General features: G+C 68.7%; 27 protein-coding genes and 1 pseudogene. 19 read left to right on the top strand and 9 right to left on the bottom strand.

Annotated elements, in window-relative coordinates; genetic code table 11:
- Positions 1-10: 10 nt before the first annotated feature.
- Positions 11-3,454 (bottom strand): DNA polymerase III subunit alpha, encoded by a 3,444-nt coding sequence (locus ACQCSX_RS05605; RefSeq protein WP_427018074.1) that lies wholly within the window; start codon positions 3,452-3,454, stop codon positions 11-13.
- Positions 3,447-3,785, bottom strand: a complete 339-nt coding sequence (locus ACQCSX_RS05610) for a DUF6504 family protein (protein ID WP_427018075.1) — start codon at positions 3,783-3,785, stop codon at positions 3,447-3,449. Before ACQCSX_RS05610 ends, ACQCSX_RS05605 begins: the two co-directional genes overlap by 8 nt.
- 294 nt (positions 3,786-4,079) lie before the next feature.
- On the opposite strand from ACQCSX_RS05610, the gene ACQCSX_RS05615 reads away from it, so the two are divergent.
- Positions 4,080-4,592 (top strand): GNAT family N-acetyltransferase, encoded by a 513-nt coding sequence (locus ACQCSX_RS05615; RefSeq protein WP_427018076.1) that lies wholly within the window; start codon positions 4,080-4,082, stop codon positions 4,590-4,592.
- A 22-nt stretch (positions 4,593-4,614) separates the two neighbouring features.
- Positions 4,615-5,037 carry a VOC family protein gene (locus ACQCSX_RS05620; RefSeq protein WP_427018077.1) on the top strand — a complete coding sequence of 141 codons (423 nt, stop codon included), beginning with the start codon at positions 4,615-4,617 and terminating at the stop codon, positions 5,035-5,037.
- A 37-nt stretch (positions 5,038-5,074) separates the two neighbouring features.
- On the opposite strand, the gene ACQCSX_RS05625 is transcribed toward ACQCSX_RS05620, so the two are convergent.
- Positions 5,075-5,830, bottom strand: a complete 756-nt coding sequence (locus ACQCSX_RS05625; RefSeq protein ID WP_427018078.1) for an SOS response-associated peptidase — start codon at positions 5,828-5,830, stop codon at positions 5,075-5,077.
- Positions 5,831-5,948: 118 nt separating this feature from the next.
- On the opposite strand from ACQCSX_RS05625, the gene ACQCSX_RS05630 reads away from it, so the two are divergent.
- The 3 genes from ACQCSX_RS05630 (at position 5,949) to ACQCSX_RS05640 (ending at position 8,100) form a co-directional block, all read left to right on the top strand.
- Positions 5,949-6,212: a mycoredoxin gene (locus ACQCSX_RS05630; RefSeq protein ID WP_427018079.1), complete on the top strand. Its 264-nt coding sequence runs from the start codon at positions 5,949-5,951 to the stop codon at positions 6,210-6,212.
- A gap of 179 nt (positions 6,213-6,391) precedes the next feature.
- Positions 6,392-7,477, top strand: coding sequence for an S-(hydroxymethyl)mycothiol dehydrogenase (locus ACQCSX_RS05635; protein ID WP_427018080.1), 1,086 nt, complete (start codon positions 6,392-6,394; stop codon positions 7,475-7,477).
- A complete protein-coding gene (locus ACQCSX_RS05640) occupies positions 7,477-8,100 on the top strand; it encodes an MBL fold metallo-hydrolase (protein ID WP_427018081.1) in 624 nt (207 codons plus the stop codon). The genes ACQCSX_RS05635 and ACQCSX_RS05640 overlap by 1 nt, the downstream gene beginning before the upstream one ends.
- Before the next feature lie 40 nt (positions 8,101-8,140).
- Here the strand turns inward: ACQCSX_RS05640 and ACQCSX_RS05645 are convergent, their stop codons facing one another.
- The 5 genes from ACQCSX_RS05645 to ACQCSX_RS05665 all read right to left on the bottom strand — a co-directional run bounded on the left by ACQCSX_RS05645 (position 8,141) and on the right by ACQCSX_RS05665 (position 11,863).
- The gene (locus ACQCSX_RS05645; RefSeq protein ID WP_427018082.1) at positions 8,141-9,085 is read right to left on the bottom strand and encodes an urea transporter; all 945 of its coding nucleotides are present in this window, start codon (positions 9,083-9,085) and stop codon (positions 8,141-8,143) included.
- The gene (locus ACQCSX_RS05650; protein ID WP_427018083.1) at positions 9,082-9,804 is read right to left on the bottom strand and encodes a lipoate--protein ligase family protein; all 723 of its coding nucleotides are present in this window, start codon (positions 9,802-9,804) and stop codon (positions 9,082-9,084) included. The genes ACQCSX_RS05645 and ACQCSX_RS05650 overlap by 4 nt, the downstream gene beginning before the upstream one ends.
- A 29-nt stretch (positions 9,805-9,833) precedes the next feature.
- Positions 9,834-10,643: a thioesterase family protein gene (locus tag ACQCSX_RS05655; protein ID WP_427018084.1), complete on the bottom strand. Its 810-nt coding sequence runs from the start codon at positions 10,641-10,643 to the stop codon at positions 9,834-9,836.
- Between the two features lie 23 nt (positions 10,644-10,666).
- The gene (locus ACQCSX_RS05660) at positions 10,667-11,170 is read right to left on the bottom strand and encodes a DedA family protein (RefSeq protein WP_427018085.1); all 504 of its coding nucleotides are present in this window, start codon (positions 11,168-11,170) and stop codon (positions 10,667-10,669) included.
- A 183-nt stretch (positions 11,171-11,353) separates the two neighbouring features.
- Positions 11,354-11,863 carry a nucleoside deaminase gene (locus ACQCSX_RS05665; protein WP_427018086.1) on the bottom strand — a complete coding sequence of 170 codons (510 nt, stop codon included), beginning with the start codon at positions 11,861-11,863 and terminating at the stop codon, positions 11,354-11,356.
- A gap of 217 nt (positions 11,864-12,080) precedes the next feature.
- On the opposite strand from ACQCSX_RS05665, the gene ACQCSX_RS05670 reads away from it, so the two are divergent.
- The 14 genes and pseudogenes from ACQCSX_RS05670 (at position 12,081) to ACQCSX_RS05735 (ending at position 25,025) form a co-directional block, all read left to right on the top strand.
- Positions 12,081-13,505 carry an NAD-dependent malic enzyme gene (locus ACQCSX_RS05670; protein ID WP_427018087.1) on the top strand — a complete coding sequence of 475 codons (1,425 nt, stop codon included), beginning with the start codon at positions 12,081-12,083 and terminating at the stop codon, positions 13,503-13,505.
- 138 nt (positions 13,506-13,643) lie between these two features.
- Positions 13,644-15,285 (top strand): annotated as a pseudogene (locus ACQCSX_RS05675) (AMP-binding protein).
- Positions 15,286-15,380: 95 nt separating this feature from the next.
- On the top strand, positions 15,381-15,842 hold the full coding sequence (locus tag ACQCSX_RS05680; RefSeq protein WP_427018088.1) for a hypothetical protein: 462 nt from the start codon (positions 15,381-15,383) through the stop codon (positions 15,840-15,842).
- 81 nt (positions 15,843-15,923) lie between these two features.
- Entirely contained in the window at positions 15,924-16,253 is a 330-nt protein-coding gene (locus ACQCSX_RS05685; RefSeq protein ID WP_427018089.1) for a hydrogenase maturation nickel metallochaperone HypA, read from the top strand.
- A 2-nt stretch (positions 16,254-16,255) separates the two neighbouring features.
- The gene (gene hypB / locus ACQCSX_RS05690; protein ID WP_427018090.1) at positions 16,256-17,149 is read left to right on the top strand and encodes a hydrogenase nickel incorporation protein HypB; all 894 of its coding nucleotides are present in this window, start codon (positions 16,256-16,258) and stop codon (positions 17,147-17,149) included.
- Between the two features lie 62 nt (positions 17,150-17,211).
- Positions 17,212-18,270 (top strand): hydrogenase expression protein HypE, encoded by a 1,059-nt coding sequence (locus ACQCSX_RS05695; protein WP_427018091.1) that lies wholly within the window; start codon positions 17,212-17,214, stop codon positions 18,268-18,270.
- Between the two features lie 42 nt (positions 18,271-18,312).
- Positions 18,313-20,106, top strand: coding sequence for a nickel-dependent hydrogenase large subunit (locus ACQCSX_RS05700; RefSeq protein WP_427018092.1), 1,794 nt, complete (start codon positions 18,313-18,315; stop codon positions 20,104-20,106).
- A gap of 6 nt (positions 20,107-20,112) precedes the next feature.
- Positions 20,113-21,117 (top strand): NifU family protein, encoded by a 1,005-nt coding sequence (locus ACQCSX_RS05705; protein WP_427018093.1) that lies wholly within the window; start codon positions 20,113-20,115, stop codon positions 21,115-21,117.
- Positions 21,117-21,893: a DUF5947 family protein gene (locus tag ACQCSX_RS05710; RefSeq protein ID WP_427018094.1), complete on the top strand. Its 777-nt coding sequence runs from the start codon at positions 21,117-21,119 to the stop codon at positions 21,891-21,893. The genes ACQCSX_RS05705 and ACQCSX_RS05710 overlap by 1 nt, the downstream gene beginning before the upstream one ends.
- A complete protein-coding gene (locus ACQCSX_RS05715; RefSeq protein WP_427018095.1) occupies positions 21,880-22,521 on the top strand; it encodes a DUF6084 family protein in 642 nt (213 codons plus the stop codon). The genes ACQCSX_RS05710 and ACQCSX_RS05715 overlap by 14 nt, the downstream gene beginning before the upstream one ends.
- The gene (locus tag ACQCSX_RS05720) at positions 22,518-23,978 is read left to right on the top strand and encodes a hypothetical protein (protein ID WP_427018096.1); all 1,461 of its coding nucleotides are present in this window, start codon (positions 22,518-22,520) and stop codon (positions 23,976-23,978) included. The genes ACQCSX_RS05715 and ACQCSX_RS05720 overlap by 4 nt, the downstream gene beginning before the upstream one ends.
- Complete coding sequence (locus ACQCSX_RS05725) at positions 23,975-24,094, top strand: DUF6893 family small protein (RefSeq protein ID WP_427018097.1); 120 nt, start codon at positions 23,975-23,977, stop codon at positions 24,092-24,094. The genes ACQCSX_RS05720 and ACQCSX_RS05725 overlap by 4 nt, the downstream gene beginning before the upstream one ends.
- Complete coding sequence (locus ACQCSX_RS05730; RefSeq protein ID WP_427018098.1) at positions 24,091-24,783, top strand: hydrogenase maturation protease; 693 nt, start codon at positions 24,091-24,093, stop codon at positions 24,781-24,783. The genes ACQCSX_RS05725 and ACQCSX_RS05730 overlap by 4 nt, the downstream gene beginning before the upstream one ends.
- 23 nt (positions 24,784-24,806) lie before the next feature.
- Positions 24,807-25,025, top strand: coding sequence for a HypC/HybG/HupF family hydrogenase formation chaperone (locus tag ACQCSX_RS05735; protein ID WP_427018099.1), 219 nt, complete (start codon positions 24,807-24,809; stop codon positions 25,023-25,025).
- On the opposite strand, the gene ACQCSX_RS05740 is transcribed toward ACQCSX_RS05735, so the two are convergent.
- On the bottom strand, positions 25,022-25,798 hold the full coding sequence (locus ACQCSX_RS05740) for a DUF6390 family protein (protein ID WP_427018100.1): 777 nt from the start codon (positions 25,796-25,798) through the stop codon (positions 25,022-25,024). The two genes, ACQCSX_RS05735 and ACQCSX_RS05740, sit on opposite strands and share 4 nt — an antisense overlap.
- Positions 25,799-25,971: the final 173 nt, after the last annotated feature.

The raw sequence follows: 25,971 nt of genomic DNA on the forward strand, positions 1-25,971 counted from the left end.
GGCGCACACCTCAGGGCGCAGGCAGCGGCAGTGTCTCCGTCCGGGCCAGATCCCAGGCCTGCAGTGCCTGCAGGCTGATGCCGCGCGGCCCCGTCCGGCGCGTCACCCCGCGGATCAGCAGCAACCGGGTGCCAAAGAGCAGCGGGCCGGACTGCTCCTGTGCCTCGGAGAAGAAGGTGGCATCCACGCAGCCGGTGCCGTCGTCGATGCTGATGAACACCACGCGCCGGCCACCGCGCATGGGCGGGGTCTGCGTGGCCACCCGGATGCCGGCCACCAGCACCTCGGTGTTGTTGCGCAGCCCCAGCAGCCGCTCCGCCGCAGTCACGCCCAGGCGCTCCAGCAGCGGCTGGTAGCTGGACATCAGGTGCTCGCTCACGTCCAGGGCCAGCAGGTCCAGCTCGGTGCGCACTTTCTCCGCCGCCGTCGGCTCCGGCAGCAGCGGCTTCAACGCCGACAGTTCCAGATCCCCCAGCGGCAGGGCCAGCTGGCCCTGGATCGGCTGGTGCCGGCGGGACGGTCCCCGGGCGGGCAGCGATTGCAGGTGGGCAACGAGGTCCGCCCGGCTGCCGCCAGCCCCGGAGGATTCCTTTACGGCCCCGTGCAGGGCATCGAAGGCACCCAGCTGGGCCAGCCGCTTCATGGTGGGGCGGCTGACCCTGGCCCGGCTGCGCAGGTCCGCCAGGGAATCGTAGGGCTGGTGGGCCACAATCCGATTCAGTTCCGTGCCGGAGAGTCCGTACACCCCGGCCAGGCTCATCCGGATGCCGAGTACGCCGTCGTCCGTCCGCTCCACCCGGTACTCCCCCGCGCTGGCATTGATGTCCAGGCCCAGGATCGGGATGCCCAGCCGGCGGGCCTCGGCCACCAGCAGCCGGCGCGGGTACATGCCGGGATCGTGCTCCCACAGCCCGGCCAGGAAGGCCTGAGGGTGGTGGGTCTTCAGCCACGCCGATTGGTAGGTGGGCACCGCGAAGGCCGCGCCGTGGGCCTTGCAGAACCCAAAGCTGCCAAAGGCCTTCAACGTCTCCCAGACCGCATCGATGACGTCCCAGGAGAAGCCCGCATCCCGCGCCTGCCGGCGGAAGTACCTCTCCACCACCGGCTCCTGCAGCTCATTGCCCAGGGCGCGGCGGAACTCGTCCGCCCGCGCCAGGGAGCAGCCGGTCATGATGTGGAACGTGCGCAGCACCTGCTCATGGAACACCGTGACGCCGTGGGTCTCTGCGAGCGCGGGCTTGAGCGCGAGGTGCGGGTACACCTCCGGAGCGAAGCCGTGCCTGTGTTCCAGGTAGGGCTTGACCATGTTGGATTTCATCGGTCCGGGGCGGAAGAGGGAGATGTCGATGATGAGGTCGTTGAAGTCGCGCGGGGCCATTTTGCCGATGAGTTCGCGCTGTCCCGGGGATTCGATCTGGAAGCAGCCCAGCGTGTGGGTGCTGCGGATCAGTTCGAAGGTGGGCTCGTCGTCCAGCGGGACGGCGTCGAGGTCGATGGTGCCGTCGGCGGCGATGTAGTCCGGTCCGTTGCCGTCCCCGTCCACCGGGTGGCGTCCGGCCGCGACGACGTCGGCCTTGCCGGAGTGGATGCGGATGACCTCGCGCAGGGCGTAGGCCATGGCGCTTTGCATCCGCACGCCCAGCACGTCCAGCTTGAGCATGCCCATGGGGTCCATGTCGTGTTTGTCGAACTGGCTCATGGGCAGTCCCAGGCCGCTGGGCTGGACGGGGGTGCGGTCCAGCAAGGTGGCATCGCCCAGGATGACTCCGCAGGGGTGCATGGAGATGTGCCGGGGCAGCCGGTCCAGCCGTTCGGTGATGTCCACCAGCAGGTCCAGCTGCTGGCTGGGCCCGGTGCCCCCACTGCGGGCGCCCTCTCCCCAGTGGCTGGCTTCCACCCGTTGGGCGAATTCGCGCAGTTCGGGCTTCTCTGCGAGCGCCTCGCGGAAGCTGCGGGCGGAGAATCGCCAAAGCTGTTTGGCGATGGTGTCGATCTCTTCCTCGTCCATGCCCAGGGCCAGCCCGGCGTCGCGGACGGCGCCGCGGGCGCGGTAGCCGTTCTGCATGCTCATCAGCGTGACCCGCCCGGGGCCGAAGCGTTCGAAGATGCGGTGGTAGACGGCGTGGCGTTGGGCGCTCTCGACGTCGATGTCGATGTCCGGCAGGGTGGAGCGGTCCCTGGAAAGGAAGCGTTCGAAGATCAGGTCGTGGCGCAGCGGGTCCACCTGGCTGATGTCCAGCAGGTAGTTGACCAGGCTGGAGGCGCCGGATCCGCGGGCGGCCCCGCGCACCCCCATGCCGTGGATCATGCTGGAGACCTCCGCCACGGTGAGGAAGTAGGCGGAGAAGCCCAGGTCCGCAATGGTGGACAGCTCCATGTCCAGGCGCTCGCGGACCCTTCTGTCGGTGTGGTCCGTGGCCTGGGGGAACCGGCGTCCGATCCCGGCCTGGCAGCGCTGCCTCAGTTCCCTGTCCGGGTCCCCGCCGATCCCCAGTACGACGGCCTCCGGGACGGTGGGGTTCTTCCAGCCCATGTCCGTGATGGGGTCCAGCCGGCAACGGTCCGCCAGCGCTGCGGTGTTGGCCAGCAGCTGGACCGTCCCCGCGGTGCCGTACCCCGCGGCGTGCATGATCTCCCTGGCCATCGATTCCATCTGGGCGGCGCTCTTCAGCCAGCCCTGCCCGGTGGGCTGGAGTCCGTCCGCCGGACCGGCGAGCGCGGTGAGGGGGCTCAGTGCACGGGCGGAGTCCAGCACATCAGCCGTCGCCGCCCCGTCCTCGGTGCAGTAGCGCACGGCGTTGCTGAGCACGGCGGGCACGCCGAACTCATCCGCCAGACGGAGCATCCGCACGGCGTGGGCGGTGCTGAGTGGCGTGCCCGGGGCGCTCAGATGCGAGACGATCTCCGCCACCAGCGTTCCGGCGGGCATCAGCCGGTGCCAGCGGGCAAAGTTGCGCCGGGGCAGCAGGTATTTGCGCCCGCCCATGGAGCGCCCGACGTCGGAGGCGGGGCCCACCAGAACGGTCAGGACCGGTGCCAGGGTGGAGGGGTCGACGGCGCGGGCGGCCAGCTGCTCGAGGCTGACCCCCACGGGGGCCTTGGGGTGGGCGTGGGCGTCGGAGACCAGCCGGCACAGGGCGCGGTAGCCGGCCGCGCTGCCGTGGGCCAGCACCACCACGCGGCCGGTTGGCCGCAGCCGGGAGGGCCCGCTGGGAATCCCTGCGGGTTCGGGGCTGGGTTCAAGGACGGCGAGGTCAACGCCCACGAGGGGGTCGATCCGGGCCGCCATGGCGGCCTTGACGTGTTTGACAGTGCCGTAGAGGCCGTCGCGGTCGGTGCAGGCGAGGGCATCGGCGCCTCCCGCCACGGCGGCCTGGACAAGCTCGTCCGGCCAGGAGACGCCATAGTGGGCGCTGAAGGCGGTGGCCACATGCAGATGGGTGAAGCTAGGCACGCTCCTCCTCCTTCTGCTTCTGCGTGGGGGCGCGCAGGGCGTCGTGGATGCGGATCATCCGCCACCGCCCGCTGGCCACATGCCGGGAGAGGTCAAAGGTGTAGAGCTCCCCCGCCCCGTCCAGCCGCGCCTGCACCCGCCAGATTTCGTGGTCCACCAGGCCCGGTCCGTGGCCCAGCGGGGCGCGCTGCTCCTGCGCCCACCAGGAGCGGCGCTCGTACCAGCGGACGGGGTCCGCACCGAGCACATAGCTGTTCCCTTGCCAGCTCAGGCGGAGGGGCAGGCCCTCGGTGGAGAGCACCGCCTCCACGGATTCGCTGAAGATGCCCATGCCCGCCCCTTCCCGCCGCGGACCCATCCACTGCTATCTCAACCACGCCATTGCAGGCCGGAACCACCGGCCGTCCAGGCCGCCAAATGCCCTTTTCGACCATTCGAACATATATTCGAACAGGCCCCACTGTACGCTCCCCCGGGCGCCGTCGGCAACGGAGCCGATCCCGGGTGCTGCGGGGCCCAGCGGAACGCGGAAAGCCATAGCTGGGGGCCCGTTTGCCCATTAGCATTGCCGTAAGGCATCGATGACGCTGCGCCACTGCACCACCAACAGCTAAAGGAGCGCTCCATGACTGACATGGTCACCCTTATTGCCCGGACCGCTCCCCTGGAGCGTGAGCTCAAGACAGCCTCCCGCACTGTGGAAGAGGGCGACATCACCCGCATTGGCGAGCTGTACTTCACCGCCTATGACCCCGGCCAGGCCAGCGACTCCCTCGAGGCCGCCATCGCCGACATGAGCGCATCCCTGGCCGGCAAGTACGGAAAGTTCATGCCCAAGGCCTCCCACGTCGCACTGGATGAGACCGGCACGATCATTGCCGCGGTCCTGGTGGTGGAACGGGCCATCGGCGACGACACGCCCGACAGCCCCTTCATTTTTGAACTTTTCACCGACCGCGAGTTCCGCCGCCGCGGCCTGGCCGAGGATCTGGTCCTGGCCACCATGGACACCCTGTTCAATCTGGGCCACGAGCAGGTGGCCCTGCGGGTGGACAGTAACAACGCCGCCGCAATCGCCCTCTACCTCTCCCTGGACTTCCACCGCTGGGCCAAGGAATGGTCCGCGGACGACGACTAGGAAGAGGAAGAGGAACGCCAGCATGGAACCGGCCGTTTCCTTCATCTCCCTGGGCGTGCGGGACATTGCCGCCGCCCGGCGCTTCTACGTCGACGGGCTGGGCTGGCCGGTCCACATGGAGGCGCCCGGCGAGGTCATCTTTCTCCAGGTCAACCACGGCCTGATGCTTTCACTCTGGGACCGGGCCGCCATGGCCGCCGATGCCGGCGTGGATCCCGACGGCGGCGTGCCCGCCGTCACGCTGAGCCAGAATCTCCCCTCGCCCGCCGCGGTGGACGGGGCGCTGGCGCAGGCGGCCGCGGCAGGCGCCGTCGTCGTGGCCCCCGGCAGGTCAAAGGAGTGGGGCGGCTATGTCGCCTATTTTGCCGATCCGGACGGCTTCCGCTGGGAGCTCGCCTACAACCCCACCTGGACGGTCGACGACGACGGCACCGTCACCGTCTGACCCCGCCGGCCTTCCGGGAAGGCCTTGGCGCAGCGGATCAGAGCAGCGGATCCTCGATCGGCGCCACCAGGAGCGGGGAGTCGTTGCGGACGTTGCCCACCGCGGCACCCACCGGGTCCAGCCGCCACCCTGACGCCACGCCGTCGGCCCCGGCCAGCACCATCGCCAGCAGGGCCTGGGGGTCACCGGCCTGCGGATCAAGCCAGGCCGCGAGCGCGCCGGCATCCATGGGCACCGGCAGCCTGTCATGCAGCCCGGCCAGCTCGGCCAGGACGGGGTCGGAGCTGTCGGCGGCGGGGGCGGCCTTGGTGATGATGGTGCAGGAGAGCAGCCACGCCTCTGGACTGCCCTCGGGCTGGGCCGGGTCCTTCCACCACTCGTAGAGCCCGGCAAAGGTGGTCAGCGAGCCATCGGTGCTGTGCACAAAGTACGGTTGCTTGGTCTTGCCGTCCGGGGACTTTTTCCATTCGTAATAGCCCTCCACCGGCACGGCGCAGCGGCGGGCCTTCAACGCGGCCCGGAAGGTGGGCTTCTCCGCCACCGTCTCGCTGCGGGCGTTGAAGGCCCGCACGGCCACGGACGGGTCCTTGGCCCAGCCGGGCACCAGCCCCCATTTGGCCACATGGAGCTGCCGGTGCACCTGCCCCTCGATGAGCCGTTCCAGCACGATGGGCACATCAGTGGTGGGGGCAACGTTCCACGATTGGCGCAGTTCCAGGGCCGCGTCGGCCTCCGCCTCCAGCTCCGCCACCAGGTCTCCCACTGCCCGCGCCATTACGTATCGTCCGCACATGCTCTCCACATTACGGCCGCGGCGCGGAATATCCACCGCATTCGGTAGCGTTGTGCCAAAGGAACCACTTCAGAGGGCGCGCGCACCATGGCGCACGTCCTGAACCAAAGGAGCACCCGTGAACTTCACCCCCGAGGCCGGCAGCATCACCATGTTTTCAACCACCTGGTGCGGCTACTGCCGCCGGCTGAAGACGCAGCTGGACGCCCAGGGCATTGGCTACACGGAGATCAACATTGAAGAGGTCCCGGGCACGGCCGAGCTGGTCGAGCGCCTCAACGGCGGCAACCAAACGGTTCCGACGGTGCTCTTCCCCGACGGCACCGCCGCCACCAACCCGTCGCTGAACGACGTCAAGGTCAGGCTGGCCGTCGCCGTCTAAGCCACGCCCGGGCCTGCCCGGGCGTGGCTTCACCTCCGCAACGGGCACACCATGTGGGGACATTGCTTCGACGCAATGTCCCCACATGGTGTGCCCGTTGCCCGTTGCCCGTTAAGGTGTCAATAGGCTGGCGGTCGTTGCCGGTCCGCGCAGAGCGCACAACAGCGAAGGAGAACAGCGTGGTTCACAAAGTACAAGGCGTGGTTGCCCGGTCCAAGGGTGCACCCGTCACCGTGGAGACCATTCTGGTCCCGGATCCCGGGCCGGGAGAGGCCCTGGTGGACATCCTGACCAGCGGCGTCTGCCACACCGACCTGCACTACAAACTCGGCGGCATCAGCGATGATTTCCCGTTCCTGCTGGGCCACGAGGCCACCGGGGTGGTCAGCGCCGTCGGACCGGGCGTGGCCAATGTGGCCCCCGGCGACCGCGTCATCCTGAACTGGCGGGCCGTGTGCGGGGAGTGCCGCGCCTGCGCCAAGGGCACGCCGCAGTACTGTTTCAACACCGCCAACGCCACCCAGAAGATGACCCTGGAGGACGGCACGGAGCTCAGCCCGGCGCTGGGCATCGGTGCCTTTGCCGAGAAGACGCTGGTGGCCGCGGGCCAGTGCACCAAGGTCGACCCCGACGCCGACGCCGCGGCCGTAGGCCTGCTCGGCTGCGGAGTCATGGCCGGTCTGGGTGCCGCCATCAACACCGGCGGCGTGAAGCGCGGGGACACGGTGGCAGTGATCGGCTGCGGCGGCGTGGGCACGGCGGCCATTGCCGGCGCCGCGCTGGCCGGAGCCACCACAGTGATCGCCGTGGACATCGATGCCAAGAAGCTTGAGCGCACCCGCACCCTGGGTGCCACCCACGTGGTGAACTCCTCCGAGCAGGACCCCATCGAGGCCATCCACGCCCTCACCGGCGGGTTCGGCGCGGACGTGGTGATCGACGCCGTCGGCCGCCCGGAAACCTACAAGCAGGCCTTCTACGCCCGCGACCTCGCCGGCACCGTGGTGCTGGTGGGCGTGCCGACGCCGGAGATGGTCCTGGATCTGCCGCTGCTGGACGTCTTTGGCCGCGGCGGCTCGCTCAAGTCCTCCTGGTACGGGGACTGCCTGCCCTCGCGGGACTTCCCGATGCTGGTGAGCCTGTACCGGCAGGGACGCCTGGACTTGGATGCCTTCGTCAGCGAGCGCATCGGCATCAACGACATCGAGGCGGCGTTTGAAAAGATGCACGAGGGGTCCGTGCTGCGCTCCGTGGTGGAGCTCTGATGGCGCTGCGCATTGAACGCCTGGTCACCGCCGGCACCTTTTCGCTGGATGGCGGCACCTGGGACGTGGATAACAACGTCTGGTTTGTGGGCAACGACGAGGAGTGCATCGTCATCGACGCCCCGCACGATCCCGCGGCCATCCTGGACCAGCTGGGCGGGCGCCAGCTGCTGGCCGTGCTGCTCACGCACGCGCACAACGACCACATCGGTGCCGTCCAGCGGCTGGCGCAGGAGACCGGCGCCCCGGTCCACCTGCACCCGGCGGACCGGATGCTGTGGGACGCCGTCTACCCGGACGCCGGCCCCGACCGGGAGGTGCACGACGGCGACACGTTCGCCGTCGCCGGCTCCGCGCTGCGGGCGCTGCACACCCCCGGACACTCGCCCGGCTCGGTCTGCTACTACCTCGAATCCGAGGGCACGGTGTTCACCGGCGACACGCTGTTCCAGGGCGGGCCCGGGGCCACTGGGCGCTCCTACAGCGACTACCCCACCATCCTGGCATCCATCGGCAGCCGGCTCATGACGCTCCCGCCGGAGACGGTGGTCCGGACCGGACATGGGGAGTCGACCACCATCGCCGCGGAAGCCGCGGGGATCGCCGAGGCGGCCGCACACTGACGTTCCGCGGTGCCGTCCCCGCCCCGGGGACGGCACCGCGTCAGTCCACCCCGGGCGTGGGCGGATCCCGCGTAATGCCCGGCAGGAAGTGCGCGGCCACCAGGAGCGTCCACGTGGTGAGAATGAAGGGCCAGGTGTACATCGGGCCCGCCAGGTGCCCGAACCCTAGCGTGGCGAACGCGGTGATGGCCGATCCCGCCACCGCCATCGCCCAGGGCTGCCAGGTGCCGCGCAGGAACACCACGGCCAGGGCGACGGAGGTCAATACGCCGGAATAACCAATGAGGCCGCTGCTGGCCTGCACGGGGTCCACGCGCAGGAGGAGGCCCAGCACGCTGTCCACCAGGCTGCCCAGCACCGCCGCAACACCCACCCGCCAGGACACGGCAAACAGTCCCAGCAGGACCAAGGCCCCCGCGGCGGGTCCGTTGATCAGGACCACCTCTGAGACATTGGCCAGGATGGAGTCGACGAAGCCCTCCACCCCCGATCCGGGCATGGTTGCTGCGGCGCCAGCCTGGTGGAAGGGGACGGTGGCCCAATACATGGCCGTGGCCACCAGGCAAAACGGTGCGGTGGTGGCCGGCAGCTGGAAGGCGCGCAGGCCCCCGTTGGCGAAGAACCCCAACAGGAACACCGCCACGGGGGCGCACAGCGCACCGCCCAGCACGGCGGCCGCATAGGCCAGCGGCTGCGCGCCCAGGGCCGTATAGGTGGCGGCACCCACCAACGCGCCGCAAAAGCCGAAGTGGCCGCCCAACACCTCGTCCCGTGGCACACGCAGCAGCCGCGCCGCTCCGGTGTTGGCCGCGGCCCCCAGCACCACCTGCAGGGCCATGGACCAGCTGGTCAGGGCAAAGGCGGCCAGCATCAACAGCCCGGTCCACGGGACCGAGTGGAAAAAGACCTGCGAAAGGCCCAACACGAGGGTCCGGCCCTGGTCAAGGACCGATTGCAGCATCCCCCGCGCCGGGGTGGGGCTCATTCCACCAGATCCGCATACGGCGCATAGGCATCGAGCACCGCCCGCTCGACGGCGTCGACGGTAACGCCGGGCACCAGGTCATCCGCCGCGCCGGCCGTGGCCGGATCCCAGTCCAGGCCCAGCGCCGCGTAGCAGTCGGTCAGGACGGCCCGCAGCGGGGCGGAGTCCTCCACCACCACCACCGAGCTGAAGAGCCAGGCCCCGGACACCACGCGCTGGGCCGTGCCCACCAGCTTCACCCGCGTGCCGGCCCCCGTGCCGTGCACGCTGTACTCGCCGGGGCAGTATTCCCCCGGGATTTCACCGACGGCGGCATCCACGCCCACCCCGGCCAGCGCCGCCGCCAGCAGTTCGCCGAAGAAGCCGAACCGGCCCTTGGCCTGCACCATCGCATCGGGCTGCGGCTGGATGTGGTCTAGAATCAGGCAGCCGTGGTGGTAGGCCGCCGCCCGGCCGCCGGCCTTGCGCACCAGCGGTTCGAAGCCATGCGCGGCGGCCGCCTGCGATGCGGCCGCGAAGCCGGGCAGGTGGGCATCGCGCTGGCCAAAGGCCACCGTCGGTTCGGGGCGGTACAGGCGCAGCAGGGCGCCCTGCCGACCGGCCTTCGCCTCGCCCAGCAGTTCCAGCCCCCGGGCGAGGTCGGCGGCGGCGCCCAGCGAGGCGGCCTGGCGCTCCACGCTGATGCGCGGGGCCAGAAAGGGTGAAATTGTCTCGGACACAACGGGCTCCTGGGGACGGATGGTGCGCGCTAGGACACGGCGCGGACGGTGAGGATCTGCTCGGCGCGGCCAAAGGGGCCGCGCACATCGTGCAGCACGGTGGAGGTGAGGCCGACGCCGTCGTCGGCAAAGGTGACGCTGTTGTCCAGGCCCAGCCACGCCCCCTCCGGCTCGCGGTACAGGTGCAGGGACAGGTCCACATTGGGGAACATGTAGCTGCCGTGCCCCGGCCTGACCCGGAAGGCAATGCCGTTGGAACTGTCCGCCAGTCCCAGCAGGCGCACCATGGGCTCGGTGGGTTCGCCCGCCACCATCTCCAGTGGGGAATGGATCCAGACCTTGCCGCGGCCGGCGCGGTGGCCGTCGATGATCCGGGCCTCGATGGAGGCGATGAAGCCGCCGGGCCAGCCCAGCATGCCATCCCAGGGGTGCGCGGCCTCCAGCGGCGGCATGTGCTTGTCCTCCAGGGCCGCGACGGCGGAGGTGTCGGAGGTCTGCAGGCGCCAGGCCGTGGCGCGCACGGCCACCCGGCCGGCGGCGGTGAGCTCGCATTGAATGAGTTCGATGGTGCGGCCCGGACGCAGCACAGTGGTTTCCAGGCTGAACTCGCCGCCGGGGATCTGGCCCAGGATGTCGAAGTTGATCCGGACCAGGCGCATGTCCGGGCGGGGCTGGAAGTGCAGCAGTGCGCGGACCATGATGCCGGTGACCGGGGCCATGTGCTGTTCGTTCGGGTCCCACGCCCCCTGGGCATGGAGGGTCGATTCAAAGCGGCCCTCGCCAAGATCGCGGTAGTAGGACGTGGCGTCAGCGCCGGCGGGCCCGGTGGTCTCACTCATGCACCCGACTTTACCGCCCCGGTTCACGCTCCGGAGACGGTGCTGCTTTCCGGTTCCGCCGCAGACGCCTTGGTCCGGCGCCGGCGCCACACCAGCAGGGCGGCAAGCGCGGCGGCGGCAACGGCAAGGATGGCAAGGGCCGCCGGGGATCCAGCGGCGGCGGCAACGGCAGCGTCAAAGGCGGCCAGCCCCACCGTGGCGTAGATGACGGCCCAACAGAGTCCGCCCACCAGCGTGGCCGGGATGTAGCGCCGCAGCGGCATCCGCCCCAAACCGGCGGCGGCATTCACGGCGGTCTGGAATCCGATGGTCAAAAAGCTCGCGGCCACCGCCGGGGCGCCCCAGTGGGCAATGACGGCCTCGGCCCTGGCCATGGTGGCGGAATCAAGATGCCGGGCGAACCGCGTCCTGCGCCCGCCGGCGGCCAGGCCGCGCCCGGCCCAGTAGGTGGCGTTGGAGCGCAGCAGGACGATCACAAAGAGGGTGGAAAAGGCCCACTCGAAGGGCAGGGAGGTGATCTGGTCCATTTACGCCCCGGCCGCCCGCCACGGACCGCGCACATCCGGCGCACCGGCACCGGACGGGTGGGTGGGGCTGGGGCGCATGCGAGCTCCTGGACGGCGGGGAATTTGGCAACGTGGATGTTGCGAAATTGGCTAAGGCAATCCTAACCTACCCCCGCTGCCCGGCGCCAAACAACGCCGGCCGCGCTAATACTCCGTCCGGCCCTCCAGTGCGGCCCAGGCACGGAATGGCGCCAGCGCCGAGGACTCTGGATCGTCCGCTCCGGCCGGAGCGCCGTCGACCGACAGCCTGGCCACCGGCATCGGACGCTCAGCCACCGGGGTGTCGAAGAACTCGTAGAACACCGCGTCGTCAAAGCCGGCCACCGCGGCATCATGCCTGTCCGCGGCAAAGTACACGGCATCAACCCGGGCCCACAGGGCCGAAGAGAGGCACATGGGGCAGGGTTCACAGCTGCTGTAGAGCACACAACCGGCCAGCGTGAACGTGCCCAGCGCCGCACAGGCGGCCCTGATGGCCGTCACCTCGGCGTGGGCGGTGGGATCGTTGGTCGCCGTCACCCGGTTGACGCCGCTGAAGGTGCGTCCGTCCGGTGCCACGATGATGGCGCCAAAGGGTCCACCGCCGTCGGCGACATTGTCGGTGGCCAAGTCAACGGCCGCTGCGAGGTGGCGGCCGTGCGTGTTGTTGTCCATGATCCCCTTGCGCCTTTCGCGGAGCCGCCCGACGGCGCAGGCCAGCCGCCCGCGGCAAACGTCCGCCCCACCACCCAATGTATCCGGATATGACGCATATTTTTGTTGGCCGCGTCACATCCACTTGGTTTCCCCATATTCGGGGCAATAGTGTCCTGCGTACGGAAGCCTGTGCATCAACGAAGATGCCGGCATGGCCGTTCCAGGAGGAATATCAATGGTAAGTCCCAGCCCCGGCAATTCGATCACCCTGCGCGTTGAAGCGCCCTCGAGTTTCACGGCCACCAGCGAAATCACCGCCGCCGTCGCCAACGCCGGCGCCCTGATCACCGCCCTGGACGTCACCGAGTCCCACCAGGACCGCATCGTCGTGGACGTCACCTGCAACACCTCCAGCGAGGCCCACGCGGAGACGATCAAGGACGCCCTGAACGCCCTGGCGGGCGTGCACGTGCGCAAGGTCTCCGACCGCACCTTCCTGATGCACCTGGGCGGCAAGCTCGAGGTCGTGCCCAAGGTCGCCCTGCGCAACCGCGACGACCTCTCCCGCGCCTACACCCCCGGCGTGGCCCGCGTCTGCATGGCCATCGCCGAAAACCCCGAGGACGCCCGCCGGCTGACCATCAAGCGCAACACCGTCGCCGTGGTCACCGACGGCTCCGCCGTGCTGGGCCTGGGCAACATCGGCCCGGCCGCGGCCCTGCCGGTGATGGAGGGCAAGGCGGCCCTGTTCAAGCAGTTCGCCAACGTCGACGCCTGGCCGGTCTGCCTGGACACCCAGGACACCGAGGAAATCATCATGATCGTCAAGGCCATCGCCCCGGTCTACGGCGGCATCAACCTCGAGGACATCGCCGCCCCGCGCTGCTTCGAGATCGAGGCCCGGCTGCGCGCCGAACTGGACATCCCGGTCTTCCACGACGACCAGCACGGCACCGCCATCGTCACCCTCGCCGCCCTGGTCAACGCCCTGCGCGTGGTCGAGAAGAAAATCGCCGACGTGAAGATCGTCGTCGCCGGGGTCGGCGCCGCCGGCAACGCCATCATCCAGCTCCTGCTCGCCCAGGGCGCCGTGAACGTCGTCGCCTGCGGGCGCACCGGGGCGATCAACCGCGACGAAACCTACACCGACGCGCACCGGACCTGGCTGGCCGAGCACACCAACCCGGAGAACTTCACCGGCTCCCTGCACGACGCCGTCGCCGGCGCTGACGTCTTCATCGGCGTTTCGGGCCCCAACGTGCTCGGCGAGGCGCAGGTCGCCTCGATGGCCAAGGACTCGATCATCTTCGCGATGGCCAACCCGACCCCCGAGGTCGACCCGGCGATCGCGGCCAAGTACGCCGCCGTCGTGGCCACCGGCCGCAGCGACTTCCCGAACCAGATCAACAACGTCCTGGCCTTCCCGGGCCTGTTCCGCGGCCTGCTCGACGCCGGCGTTTCGGACATCACCCCGGAAATGCTCGTCGCCGCGGCCGAGGCCATCGCCAACCGCGTCGGGGACGGGGAGCTCAACGCCTCCTTCATCATCCCCAGCGTCTTTGACCCGCACGTGGCCGGCGACGTCGCCGAGGCCATCATCGGCGTCGTCCACGCCGCCCGCGACGCCCACGCCAAGCTCCTGGACGGGGCCCACGTCTAACAGGCATGGTTGGCGGCACACGGCCGCCGGCGCGGACCGGGCCATCCTTCACCGGGTGGCCCGGGACCTGCCGGGCGGGTCCGCGCTGCCTGTTTCAGGCCCCTGTTTCCGGCCCGCGGCGAGGACTAGCATCGTGGCATGACCACCGAGGCCCCGGCCCAACCCTCCTACACATCCGGCACGTCAACGGTCCCGCTGCTGGGCGAGACCATCGGGGAAAACCTGTCCCGGCTGGCCCTGCGGTTCGCCGACCGCGAGGCACTGGTGGATGTGCCGTCCGGGCGGCGCTGGACCTATGCGGAACTGCGCCACGACGTCGGCGAGCTGGCCCGCGGCCTGCTGGCCGCCGGCGTCGGCAAGGGCGACCGGGTGGGCATCTGGGCACCCAACTGCCCCGAATGGGTGCTGGTGCAATACGCCACGGCCACGATCGGGGCCATCCTGGTCAACGTCAACCCGTCCTACCGCACCCATGAACTGACCCACGCCATCACGCAATCGGGCCTGCGGATGATCATTGCCCTGCCCGGTTTCAAGACCACCGACTACCGCGGCATGCTCCAGGAGGCGGCCCCCAACTGCCCCGGGCTGTCGCGGATCGTCTACATCGGCACACCGGACTGGGACGCCCTGGTGGCCGGAGGCGCCGGGCTCCCCGCCACCGCCGTGCCGGAGGCGATGTCGAAGCTGAGCGCGGACGATCCCATCAACATCCAGTACACCTCCGGCACCACGGGTTTTCCCAAGGGCGCCACGCTGAGCCACCACAACATCCTCAACAACGGCTACTTCGTCACGGAGACCATCGGCTTCACCGAGGCGGACCGGCTCTGCGTCCCGGTGCCGTTCTACCACTGCGTCGGCATGGTCATGGGCAACCTCGGCGCCACCTCGCACGGCGCCGCGATCGTCATCCCGGCCCCCTCCTTCGACGCCGCGGCCACGCTGGCGGCCGTGCACGACCAGCGGTGCACGGCACTGTACGGCGTGCCCACCATGTTCATCGCCGAGCTGGCGCTGCCCGGCTTCTCCGGCTACGACCTCTCCAGCCTGCGCACCGGCATCATGGCCGGCTCCCCGTGCCCGGTGGAAATCATGAAGCGCATTCTGGCGGAGATGCACATGGGCGCCGTCTCCATCGCCTACGGCATGACGGAGACCTCCCCGGTGTCCATGCAGACCCAGCCCGACGACGACGTCGACCACCGCACCGCGACGGTGGGCCGGGTGCACCCGCACCTGGAGGTCAAGATCGTGGATCCGGCCACCGGCCTGACGGTCCCGCGCGGGATGCCGGGCGAATTCTGCACCCGCGGCTATTCGGGCATGCTGGGCTACTGGAACGATCCGGAGAAGACCGCCGCGGCCATCCGACGCGGCCCGCTGGATGCACACCGGGGACCTGGCCGAAATGCGCGGCGACGGCTACGTCAACATTGTCGGCCGGATCAAGGACATGGTGATCCGCGGCGGGGAGAACCTGTATCCCCGGGAGATCGAGGAATTCCTATACGGCCACCCGGACGTGGCCGACGTCCAGGTGGTGGGCGTCCCGGACGCCACCTACGGCGAGGAACTGTGCGCCTGGCTGCGCATGCGGGAGGGCGCCACCCCGCTGGACCAGGCCGCCGTCGCCGCCTTCTGTGCCGGCAGGCTCTCCCGGCACAAGATCCCCCGCTACGTCCTGGTGGTGGACGAATTCCCGATGACCGTCACCGGCAAGGTGCGCAAGATGGACATGCGCGAACGCTCCATCGAACTGTTGGGCCTCACAGGATAGCCATCCCTGCCGCAGGGAAAATCCGTAGCCAGCGCACCGGTTCTGCGCTTTACTGAAGTTGTCCCATTGCGGCCATCAGAGAGAGGTCGGCGACCATGGATTCAGGGCAGCTGGCATGGACCATCATTGTGATCATTGTGCTTCTGGTGGTCATTGGTGCGGTGATTTTCTTTGGGCGGCGGTGGAAGAAGACCAAGGACCATGAGCGTGCGGACAATCTCCGCCAGTCGGCGGCAGCCGACGAGCTCGGTGCGCGGGAGAGCGAAGCCAAGGCCGCCAGGGCCGCGGCGGACGCACAACAGGCCGACGTGGATGCTGCGCACCTGCGCGACGAGGCCCACCAGCGCCAAGCCGACGCCGAGTCGGTCCGGTCCCGCTCCGAGGAACAGGCCAGAAAGGCCGAGGCGCTGGATCCGCTGGTCGACGACAGCGAGCCACCGCAGCCCGATCCGTCCGGAAGAGAGGCCGAGGAGGCCGCCGACATCCGGCCGCGCCATGCCGTGGACGGAGGCGCGGATGGAAAAGACACCCGTGGCGACGAGCGGACGGGCATCTGACCCGCCCACCCCCGGCGTCCGAAAATCTATTGCGATTCATGGCCCGCAAGCCTAGATTGGGTGGAACGAGGTGGTACGCCGATGCACGAACTCTCCATCACTCAAAGCTTGGTTGATGCGGTCCTTGACCGGACCGGTGATCGGCACGTGACCGGCGTGAACCTGCGGATCGGCCGTTTGAGTGGCGTCCTGCCGGATGCCGTCCGCTTCTGTTTTGAACTCGTCTCGGAGGGAACCCCGCTGGCCGGGGCGCAACTGCGCATCGACGAGCCTCCCGGCCGGGTCCGGTGCCGAAGCTGCCGCCAGGAATCCGTCCTGCCGGACATGTTTGCGCTGTGCACCTGCGGCAGCGCCGACGTCGAAGTCACAGGCGGGAGGGAACTCATGCTCGCCTCGGTGGAAGTGGGATAGCCATGTGCAGCACGTGCGGTTGCGGCGACGACGGCGGGACGCGTGTGTCGACGCTGTTGGGAACCCCCGTGGTCCACGACCATGGGCACGCTGCCGGCGCGGACCATGTCCACGACCACCCGCACGACGGCGGCCACGACCACGGGCACGACCATCCGCACACGCATGCGGGCCCGGCGGAGGACGGCCACGGCACCCCGGCCACCATCACCCTCGAGCAGAAGGTGCTGGCCAAAAACGATTTGTTGGCCGCTAGGAACCGCGGCTGGCTGGAGGGCCGGGGCATCCGGGCGCTGAATGTGATGAGCTCCCCCGGCGCCGGCAAAACCACCCTGTTGGTCCGCACCATCAGGGACCTCGGCGACCGGCTGACAATCGGCGTGGTCGAAGGGGACCAGGAAACCTCGCTGGACGCAGACCGGATCCGCGCCACCGGACGGAAGGTCATCCAGATCAACACCGGATCCGGGTGCCATCTGGATGCCGACATGCTCCAGCGCGGCCTCACAGCCCTCGACCCGGAGATGGGGTCGACGGTATTCATCGAAAACGTCGGCAACCTGGTCTGCCCGGCGCTCTTTGACTTGGGGGAAGCGGCAAAAGTGGTAGTAATTTCCGTTCCGGAGGGCGACGATAAACCGCAAAAATATCCCCATATGTTCATGGCGGCGGATCTGGTGATTGTCAACAAATCGGATCTGCTCCCGTACGTTGAATTCGACGTGGAGAAGTGCCGCCGCCAGGCGCGGCGGTTGAATCCCGGCGTCGAGTTCCTCACCGTTTCGGCCACCACCGGCGAAGGCCTGGCTGGCTGGTACGACTGGATTCTGAAGGATCCTGGATCGTCAACGGCGCATGGGGCCGCCACAACGCAACCACTGCGCGTCCGTGCCTGAGGTCCAGGCCAGCGCATAACGAGCCCGCGCTCCAGCCAGCGGGGCTCTCGAAGGAGGCAATGATGCCTACAGCAGCTGCGATCAAAGCCGAAGAGACCCTCATCCATGTTTTGTGGATCAATGCCGGACTCAGTTGCGACGGTGACTCGGTCGCCCTGACGGCGGCAACGCAGCCCAGCGTTGAGGAGATCGCGTTGGGTGCACTGCCCGGTCTGCCGAAGATCGCGATGCACTGGCCGCTGATTGATTTTGAATGCGGCCCGCAGGAAGGCGCCGATGATTTCCTCGAGTGGTTCCGCAAGGCGGACCGCGGGGAACTCGAGCCGTTTGTCCTGGTAGTTGAAGGATCCATCCCCAACGAAAAGCTCCATGCCGAAGGCGGCTATTGGTCCGGATTCGGCAACAACCTGGAAACCGGCCAGCCCATCACCACCAGCGAATGGCTGGACAAGCTGGCACCGAAAGCCACGGCCATCATCGCCGCCGGCACCTGCGCCGCCTACGGCGGCATCCATGCGATGGCGGGAAACCCCACCGGTGCCATGGGCGTCCCGGACTACCTCGGCTATGACTGGAAGTCCAAGGCGGGCATCCCCATTGTCTGCGTGCCCGGTTGCCCGATCCAGCCCGACAACCTCTCCGAAACCATCACCTATCTGCTGTACCTGGCCACTGGCCAGGCACCGATGATCCCCCTGGACGAATCGCTGCGGCCCACCTGGCTGTTCGGACGGACGGTGCATGAAGGATGCGACCGTGCGGGCTACTACGAACAGGGCGACTTCGCCACCGAATACGGCTCACCCAAGTGCATTGTGAAGCTGGGCTGCTGGGGTCCGGTGGTCAAGTGCAATGTCCCCAAGCGGGGCTGGATGAACGGCATCGGCGGCTGCCCCAACGTTGGTGGCATCTGCATCGGCTGCACCATGCCGGGCTTCCCCGACAAGTTCATGCCCTTCATGGACGAACCTCCCGGCGGCATTCTGTCCACGAACGCCGTCAAGCCCTACGGCGCGGCGGTGCGGGCCCTGCGGCACATCACCATGAACACACTGGACAAGGAACCGCGCTGGCGCAAGAACGGCCACGAACTGCTCACAGGCGCCATCCGCACCTGGTAGTCCTTCCGACCCGGCAATCGCCACAAGAAGAGAGGCGAGGCAATGACCTCGACGATTCCATCACACAACCAAGGCGGCGCCAACGGCAACGAGCTGGTGGAGATGGCGTGGGATCCCATCACCAGGATCGTGGGCAGCCTCGGCATCTACACCAAAATCGACTTCGCCAACCGTGAAGTGGTGGAATGCCACAGCACGTCGTCGATTTTCCGCGGCTATTCCATCTTCATGCGCGGGAAGGACCCCCGGGACGCCCACTTCATCACCAGCCGGATCTGCGGAATCTGCGGCGACAACCACGCCACGTGCTCCTGTTATGCCCAGAACATGGCCTACGGGGTCAAGCCGCCGCACCTTGGCGAGTGGATCGTGAATTTGGGCGAGGCCGCCGAGTACATGTTTGACCACAACATCTTCCAAGAGAATCTGGTGGGTGTGGACTACTGCGAAAGGATGGTCGCGGAGACCAACCCCGGGGTCCTGGCCAAGGCGGAGAACACCCGCGCCCCGCATGAGGGCGACCACGGCTACCGGACCATCGCGGACATCATGCGCTCACTCAACCCTTTCACCGGGGAGTTCTACCGCGAAGCTCTGCAGGTCAGCAGGCTCACCCGTGAAATGTTCTGCCTGATGGAGGGGCGCCACGTGCACCCCTCCACGCTCTACCCCGGCGGCGTGGGCACGGTGGCCACCATCCAGCTCATGACCGACTACATCACCCGGTTGATGCGCTATGTCGAGTTCATGAAGAAGGTCGTGCCGATGCATGATGACCTCTTCGACTTCTTCTACGACGCACTGCCGGGGTACGAGCAGGTGGGCCTGCGGCGCACCCTGCTCGGATGCTGGGGCTCGTTCCAGGATCCGGATTTCTGCAACTTTGCGTACAAGGACATGACGGAGTGGGGACGGAAAATGTTCGTCACCCCCGGCGTCGTCGTCGATGGGAAACTGGTAACCACGGACCTGGTGCGGATCAACCTCGGCATCCGGATCATGCTCGGCTCCTCCTACTACGAGGACTGGGGCGACCAGGAAATGTTCGTCACGCACGACCCGCTGGGAAATCCCGTGGACCGGCGCCACCCCTGGAACCAGCACACCAACCCCAAGCCGCAGCGGCGGGACCTCGACGACAAGTACAGCTGGGTGATGTCGCCGCGCTGGAATGACGGCCAGGACAATCTGGCACTGGACACCGGGGGCGGGCCCCTGGCCCGGCTGTGGTCCACGGCGCTGGCGGGGTTGGTGGACATCGGCTACATCAAGTCCACCGGACACAGCGTGGAGATCAACCTTCCCAAGACCGCGCTCAAGGGCCCGGTGTCGATGGAATGGAAGATTCCGCAGTGGAGCAACACGCTGGAACGCAACCGCGCCCGGACCTACTTCCAGGCGTACGCCGCGGCCGCGGCCCTGCACTTCGCGGAGAAGGCGCTGGAGGAAATCCGCGCCGGGCGGACCAAGACCTGGGAGTCGTTCGAGGTCCCGGATGAGGCCGTGAGCTGCGGATTCACCGAGGCCGTCCGCGGCGTCCTGTCGCACCACATGGTGATCCGCGACGGCAAGATTGCGAACTACCACCCCTACCCGCCCACCCCATGGAACGCCAGCCCGCGCGACGCCTCCGGCACGCCGGGACCCTACGAGGACGCCGTCCAGGGCCAGCCCATCTTTGAGGAGAACGACCGGGAGCATTTCAAGGGCATCGACATCATGCGCACGGTGCGCAGTTTCGATCCGTGCCTGCCCTGCGGCGTGCACATGTACCTAGGTGACGGCAAGAGCCTGGACGTCCTGCACTCCCCGACGCAGTCGCTCACCGGCGAGTAGCCGGCCATGATCGCGCACACCGGCCAGGCCGGTTCCAGTGTCCCGGCTGCGGCCACCGCAGCCGGACCCGGGGCTGCCCGGTCCGGCGGTGACCAGCTCCGGGTGGCCGGCGAGCGGATCGGTACCCTCCTGGACGGCCTGTCCTCCGGCGGGGCCGTGGCCCGGGACCGGGCCGAGGAGCTGGTGCGCCAGGTGACGGATCTGTACGGCGCGGGGCTGGAGCGCATCCTGGACCTGCTCTCCGCCCGGGGGCTGCTCGACGGCGGCACCCTGGACGCCTTGCTGTCCGATGAATTGGTCTCCGGCCTGCTGCTGGTCAACGGCCTGCATCCCCACGATGTGGCCACCCGGGTTGCCGCCGCCCTGGACAGCGTGCGGCCGTACCTGGGTTCGCACGGCGGCGATGTCGAGCTGTTGGGGATCAGCGACGACGGCGTGGTGCGGCTGCGGCTGCTGGGCAGCTGCCATGGCTGCCCGTCGTCGTCGGTCACGTTGAAATTGGCCGTGGAAGACGCCATCGAAACCGCGGCGCCCGAAGTCACAGCCATTGAGGTGGCCGAGGAAGAGCCGGCCGGCGCCGGCGGCGCCGTCATTCCGATCAATGCGCTGCGGATGCGGCTGGACCAACAGGCCGCGGAGTCCTTCGCCGGCGCCGTTGGCGGCCAGTGGGAGCCTGCGGCGGAGCTGGGCGGGCTGGCGGACGGCGAAGTGGCGGGCTTCCTGATCGCCGGCACAGCCGTGCTTGCCTGCCGCCTCGGCGAAGACATTTTCGCCTACCGGGACTACTGTCCGCGCTGCACCAAGTCCTTGACCGGCGCCTCGCTGCAGCGTGCCCTGGCGTCCCCTACCGGCGGGGCCCTGCTGCGCTGCCCCACCTGCCGCGGCCACTTTGATGTCCGGAAGGCCGGTGCCTGCCTCGAGGACAAGGCCCAGCATCTGGAGCCGCTGCCGCTGCTGGTGCGCGGCGGCGTGACCTCCGTGGCCATTCCCGCCACCGCCGGGCACATGTGATGTCCATCGGCCAGGAGCGCAATGCCGGCACCATGGCGCCATGGGCCGCCGGCACTCCCCTCCAGAACGGTGCGGACGGCGGCACCGGCGCCACGGGATCGCCGCCGCTGGCCCTGCTTCGGCGCATCGCGGGCAGCCGCCCCGCTGCGGCTGCCGGCGAGCGCTGTGAGATGTGTGCCGAACCCCTGGCCGAGAAGCACCAGCATGTGGTGGACACGGAAAGCCGCGCGCTCCTGTGCACCTGCCGCCCGTGCTACCTGCTGTTCACGGACTCGGGGGCGACTCTGCGTTACCGGTCCGTACCCGAACGGTATGTCTCCTTCCCTGGCTTTGAGCTGGGCGCCGGCCAATGGGACGAGCTGGAGATCCCGATTGGCTTGGCCTTCTTTTTCTTCAACACCGGGATGGGGCGCACTGTGGCGTTCTATCCGGGCCCTGCCGGGGCGACGGAGTCCGAGCTTCCCTTGGGTGCCTGGGACGCGGTGCTGGCCGCCAATCCTGCCGTCTCCATCGCGGCCCCGGACACGGAGGCCCTCCTGATCCGCGCGCCGGGCCCCGAGCGGTTGGGTGCGGATTGCCATCTGGTGCCCATCGACGCCTGCTACGAGCTGGTGGGCCGGCTGCGCAAGGTGTGGCGGGGGTTTGACGGCGGCCAGGACGCCAGGGAGGCATTGTCCGGTTTCTTTGACCACGTGGTCCGCAGCAGCAAGCCTGCTCCCGCGATGGTCTCCCCCGGGGCCCGGCCGGTGGAGGGGGGCAGCGATGGCCCAGCTTGAGTTCAGCGTTCTGGACATCATTGCGGAGCCCTTTGCCGCGGCCCCGCAGCTCACGGCCCGGCTCCGCGTCACCGAGTCGACGGGTGCCGTCATCCACGCGATGGCCCTGCGCTGCCAGGTCCGGATCCAGCCGCAGCGCCGTGGCTACACGCCGGCGGAAGAGGAGGGGCTGCTGGACCTCTTTGGCGCCCGGCTCCGTTGGCCGTCCACGCTGAAGCCCTTCCTGTGGATGCAGTGCTCCACCCTGGTCCAGGGCTTCACCGGCGAGACCGAGGCCGACCTCCCGCTCCCCTGCACCTATGACTTTGACGTCGCGGCCGCCAAATACCTGCATGCACTCCGCGAGCGCAGCATCCCGGTGGAATTCCTCTTCTCCGGCACCGTCTTCACCCAGGGCCTGGCCGGCTTTGGCGTCGAACAGGTGCCGTGGGACCGTGAAGCCTCCTTCCAGCTGCCGGTGGCAACCTGGACGGGGCTCATGGAGCAGCACTTCCCGCACTCCGGCTGGATCCGGGTGGACAAGGATGTTCTGGCCGCCCTGGCACACTACAAATCGGCGCTCGGGCTGACCTCCTGGGAAGCGGCCATCGAAGGCCTGCTCGCCGGAGCTGGTGACCCGGCGCAATGAGGAGTCCAAGCCTGAGCCTGGCACGGGCCATTGCCGACGCCGTGCTCTACGAGGGCTACCTGCTCTACCCCTACCGGGCGTCGTCGCAGAAGAACCAGGCCCGCTGGCAGTTCGGCATTCTTGGCCCGCCGGGGGCCGCGGAGTCCGGGGCCGGCGAGGAATCCGGCCTGTTCGCCGATGCCCTGTTGCGTGCCGGTCCGCTGGCCGAAGTGGCGGTCCACCTGCGTTTCCTGCAATTGCAGACGCGCACCGTGGAGCGGGCGGACGCGACGGGGTTCATCCCCGTGCCCGAGCTGTCCGCTGGCTCCGCCCGCTGGCTGACCTGGGATGAAGCGATCGAGCATGAGGTGCCGCTGGGCCCGTTCAGCTTGGCCCAGCTCCGGGAGGGGCCATCGGTGGCCGTCGAGATCCCCGACGGGGAGGATGCCGAGCTGCTTCGTGACCCCTCGGGATCCGCCGTGGGGCGGCTGGTGCGCCGGCGCAGGGCATTGCGGGCCACGGTCACGCTCACCATGGACAGCGCGGGCACTGATTACACGGGGGCGGATCAAGCGGGGGCGGCGGGCGCCGGGGATGCACCCCTGCTGCGGCTGCGTGTGGCCGTGGACAACACGGCCGCCGGGCAGACGCGGGACAAGCACGATGCCATCGCCCAATCGTTCATCGGCACGCACGTGCTGCTCAGCCTTGTCGACGGTGACTTCATCTCGCTGCTGGATCCCCCGGATGGGGCCCGGGCTGCTGCCCAGGCATGCACCCAGCACCGTGGCTGGCCCGTCCTCGCCGGACCGCCCGGCCAAAGCGACGTCCTGCTCATCTCCCCCATCATTCTCTACGACCACCCCGCGGTGGCCCCGGAAAGTTCGGTGGCCCTCTACGATTCCACCGAAATCGACGAGATCCTCACGCTGCGGGTGCTCACGCTGACCGAGGAGGAAAAGGCCGAAGCCCGTGCCACCGATCCGCGTGCCGCCGAGATCATCGACCGCTGCGAGGCCATGACCGAGACCGAGCTCCAGGCCCTGCACGGCATCCTGCGCAACCCGCATGCCGGCGAGGACCTCGGCAGCCAGGCCACCGCCCCGCCCTTTGAGGTGCTGGCGGAGGAACCGCCGGCGGGAACACCCTGGTGGGATCCGGCCGCGGATTCGTCCGTCCGGCCGGAGTCCGACGTCGTGGTGATCAAGGGGGTGCCGGTGGCACGGGGCAGCCGGGTGGTTGTCATGCCGAGCAGGCGGGCGGATGCCCAGGATCTGTTCTCCGCCGGGCAGCCGGCCCGCGTCACGGGCGTCCACTTTGACGTCGACGGCAGCACCCATGTCGCCGTCGTCATAGAAGCCGACCCCGCGGCGGAACTCCAGGAATGGTACGGCCGGTACCTGTACTTCTCCCCGGAGGAACTGGAGCCCCTCGATCCACTGCCGGCCGCAGACGACGGAAGGAAAGGCCCACAATGAGGACACTTGGCAAAATATCCGCGGTGGGGCTGCTGGTGGTGGCCCTGGCCGGGGTGGTGGTTGCGTTGCGCTCCATCCCGGACATTGCCCGCTACCTGAGGATCAGCCGGATGTGAGCGGCACCCACCCCGGCACCCCGATGGCCGTCGGCACCACCCGCCCGCGGCAGCCGGCCGGCCGCGGCCCCGCGCCCGGTCCGGTGTCCGCGCCTGCCCGCATTTTGGTGGCGGGGGTGGGCAACATCTTCCTCGGCGACGACGGGTTCGGGCCGGAGGTGGCCCGCCGGATCGCCGTCGGCACCGGTGTCGCCGGCACCGGTGCCGGGGGCGGCGCGGAACCCGGAGCCGATGGGGATCTCGGCCGCCGGGGTGTCCGGGTGGTGGACTATGGCATCCGCGGGATCCATTTGGCTTACGACCTGCTGGCGGGCGTCGATGCGCTGATCCTGGTGGATGCCGTCCCGGCCGCACCCTTGGACACGACGAGCTCCGGGACGGGGAACAGGCCCGGGGATGTCCGCGTCTTCCAGGTCTCCGCCCAGGACCTTTCCGGCGGCAGCACCGGCGGCGGTCTCCCGCCCCTGGATCCGCACGGGATGGACCCGCTGACCGTGTTGGCCAGGCTCCAAACCCTCGGCGGAGAACTTCCCCTGACGTTTGTCGTGGGCTGCGTCCCCGAGACAACCGCCGAGGGGATCGGCCTGTCGGCGGCCGTCGCGGGAGCGGTACCCGAAGCCATCGAGACGATCATGGCCCTGGTGGCGGAACATGGCCCCGGGGCACGAAGGGACGAACCATGTGTCTAGGAATACCCGGCCAGGTGGTCCGGATGCTCGATGGCTACGGCAATCAGCTGGCTCTGGTGGACGTTGCCGGCGTGGAACGGAAAATCAACATCGGGCTCCTGGACGAGGGGCCGCTGGAACCGGGCAGCTGGGTCCTGATCCACATGGGCTTCGCACTGGAGCGGGTGGACTCCGCCGGGGCCCAGCGGGCCATGAGCGGCCTGAAGATGATGGGCTCCGGGGAGGACAACGACGGCGCCTAGCCGCGTTCCAGCGCGATGGCCGCCCCCCTATGCTCCACCCCGGTGTTGGCGATCTTCAGGTGCCTTTCCGTGAAGTGCCTGAGCCTGTGCAGCTGCCCGGCAGTGAGCTTGTCGCAGATCCAGTCCCAATGCAGCGATACGGCGTCGCCAACGGCAAGGCCTGAGACAAAGCCGGCTCCGGCGACAGCAAATTTTGCCGTCTCCAGAATGGGATCGGCCAGGTGCAGGGCCACTCCGTCCCACGCCAGGGGGCGGGAACGGACCACTGCCTCATCGCCCGCGATGGCCACCACCTCCCCCCACCTGATGCGGCACTGGTCCAGGACGTGCAGCGCTGTGGCAAACCGTCTGTCGTCCCGCAGCAGGCCCAGCCACGGGTAGACCTCGAAGACATGGAAGCTGTGGTGCGGTACGCCACCGGCCAGCACCCCCTCGACCAGGTGCGGGAATTGCATCCCGGTCCGGGCGCGGAAGCGGTCCTCCATTGAGTTCCCGATGTTGTTTGTACCCACCGCGTCCAGCAGCGGGCTGCCCACCCAATAGGCCTCCACCACCCGGTAGTCGAGCGGATCGGGGATGCCCGTGGCGCCGGCAATCAGTTCAAGGTATGGCCAGGCGCCCGCAAATCCCTTGGCCAGCTCGCGCAATCCGGGATCGGTGACCCCCGTCTGGCCGTACTGGAACAGGGCATCGCTGTCCTCCGGCCCGCAACTGCCTCTGGCGTTGGGTGGATAGGCGTAGCGAACAAAGAGTTGGGCACCGTCGATAACCATGGTCCGGCCTCGTTCCGCAAAGGATATGTCGACGCTAGCACCGTGGCGTGGTTGCCACAAGGAATGCGCGGAGCATCGCCGGGCAGACCTTCCGGCCGTGGCGGCGGCCCTCCCGCAAGTCATTGACAGTGCTGGGATTCGGGCAGAAGCTGTGACCAATCGAAGAATTGAGT

It is taken from the genome of Pseudarthrobacter sp. P1 (genome assembly GCF_050156935.1).
Taxonomy (GTDB): Bacteria; Actinomycetota; Actinomycetes; order Actinomycetales; family Micrococcaceae; genus Specibacter.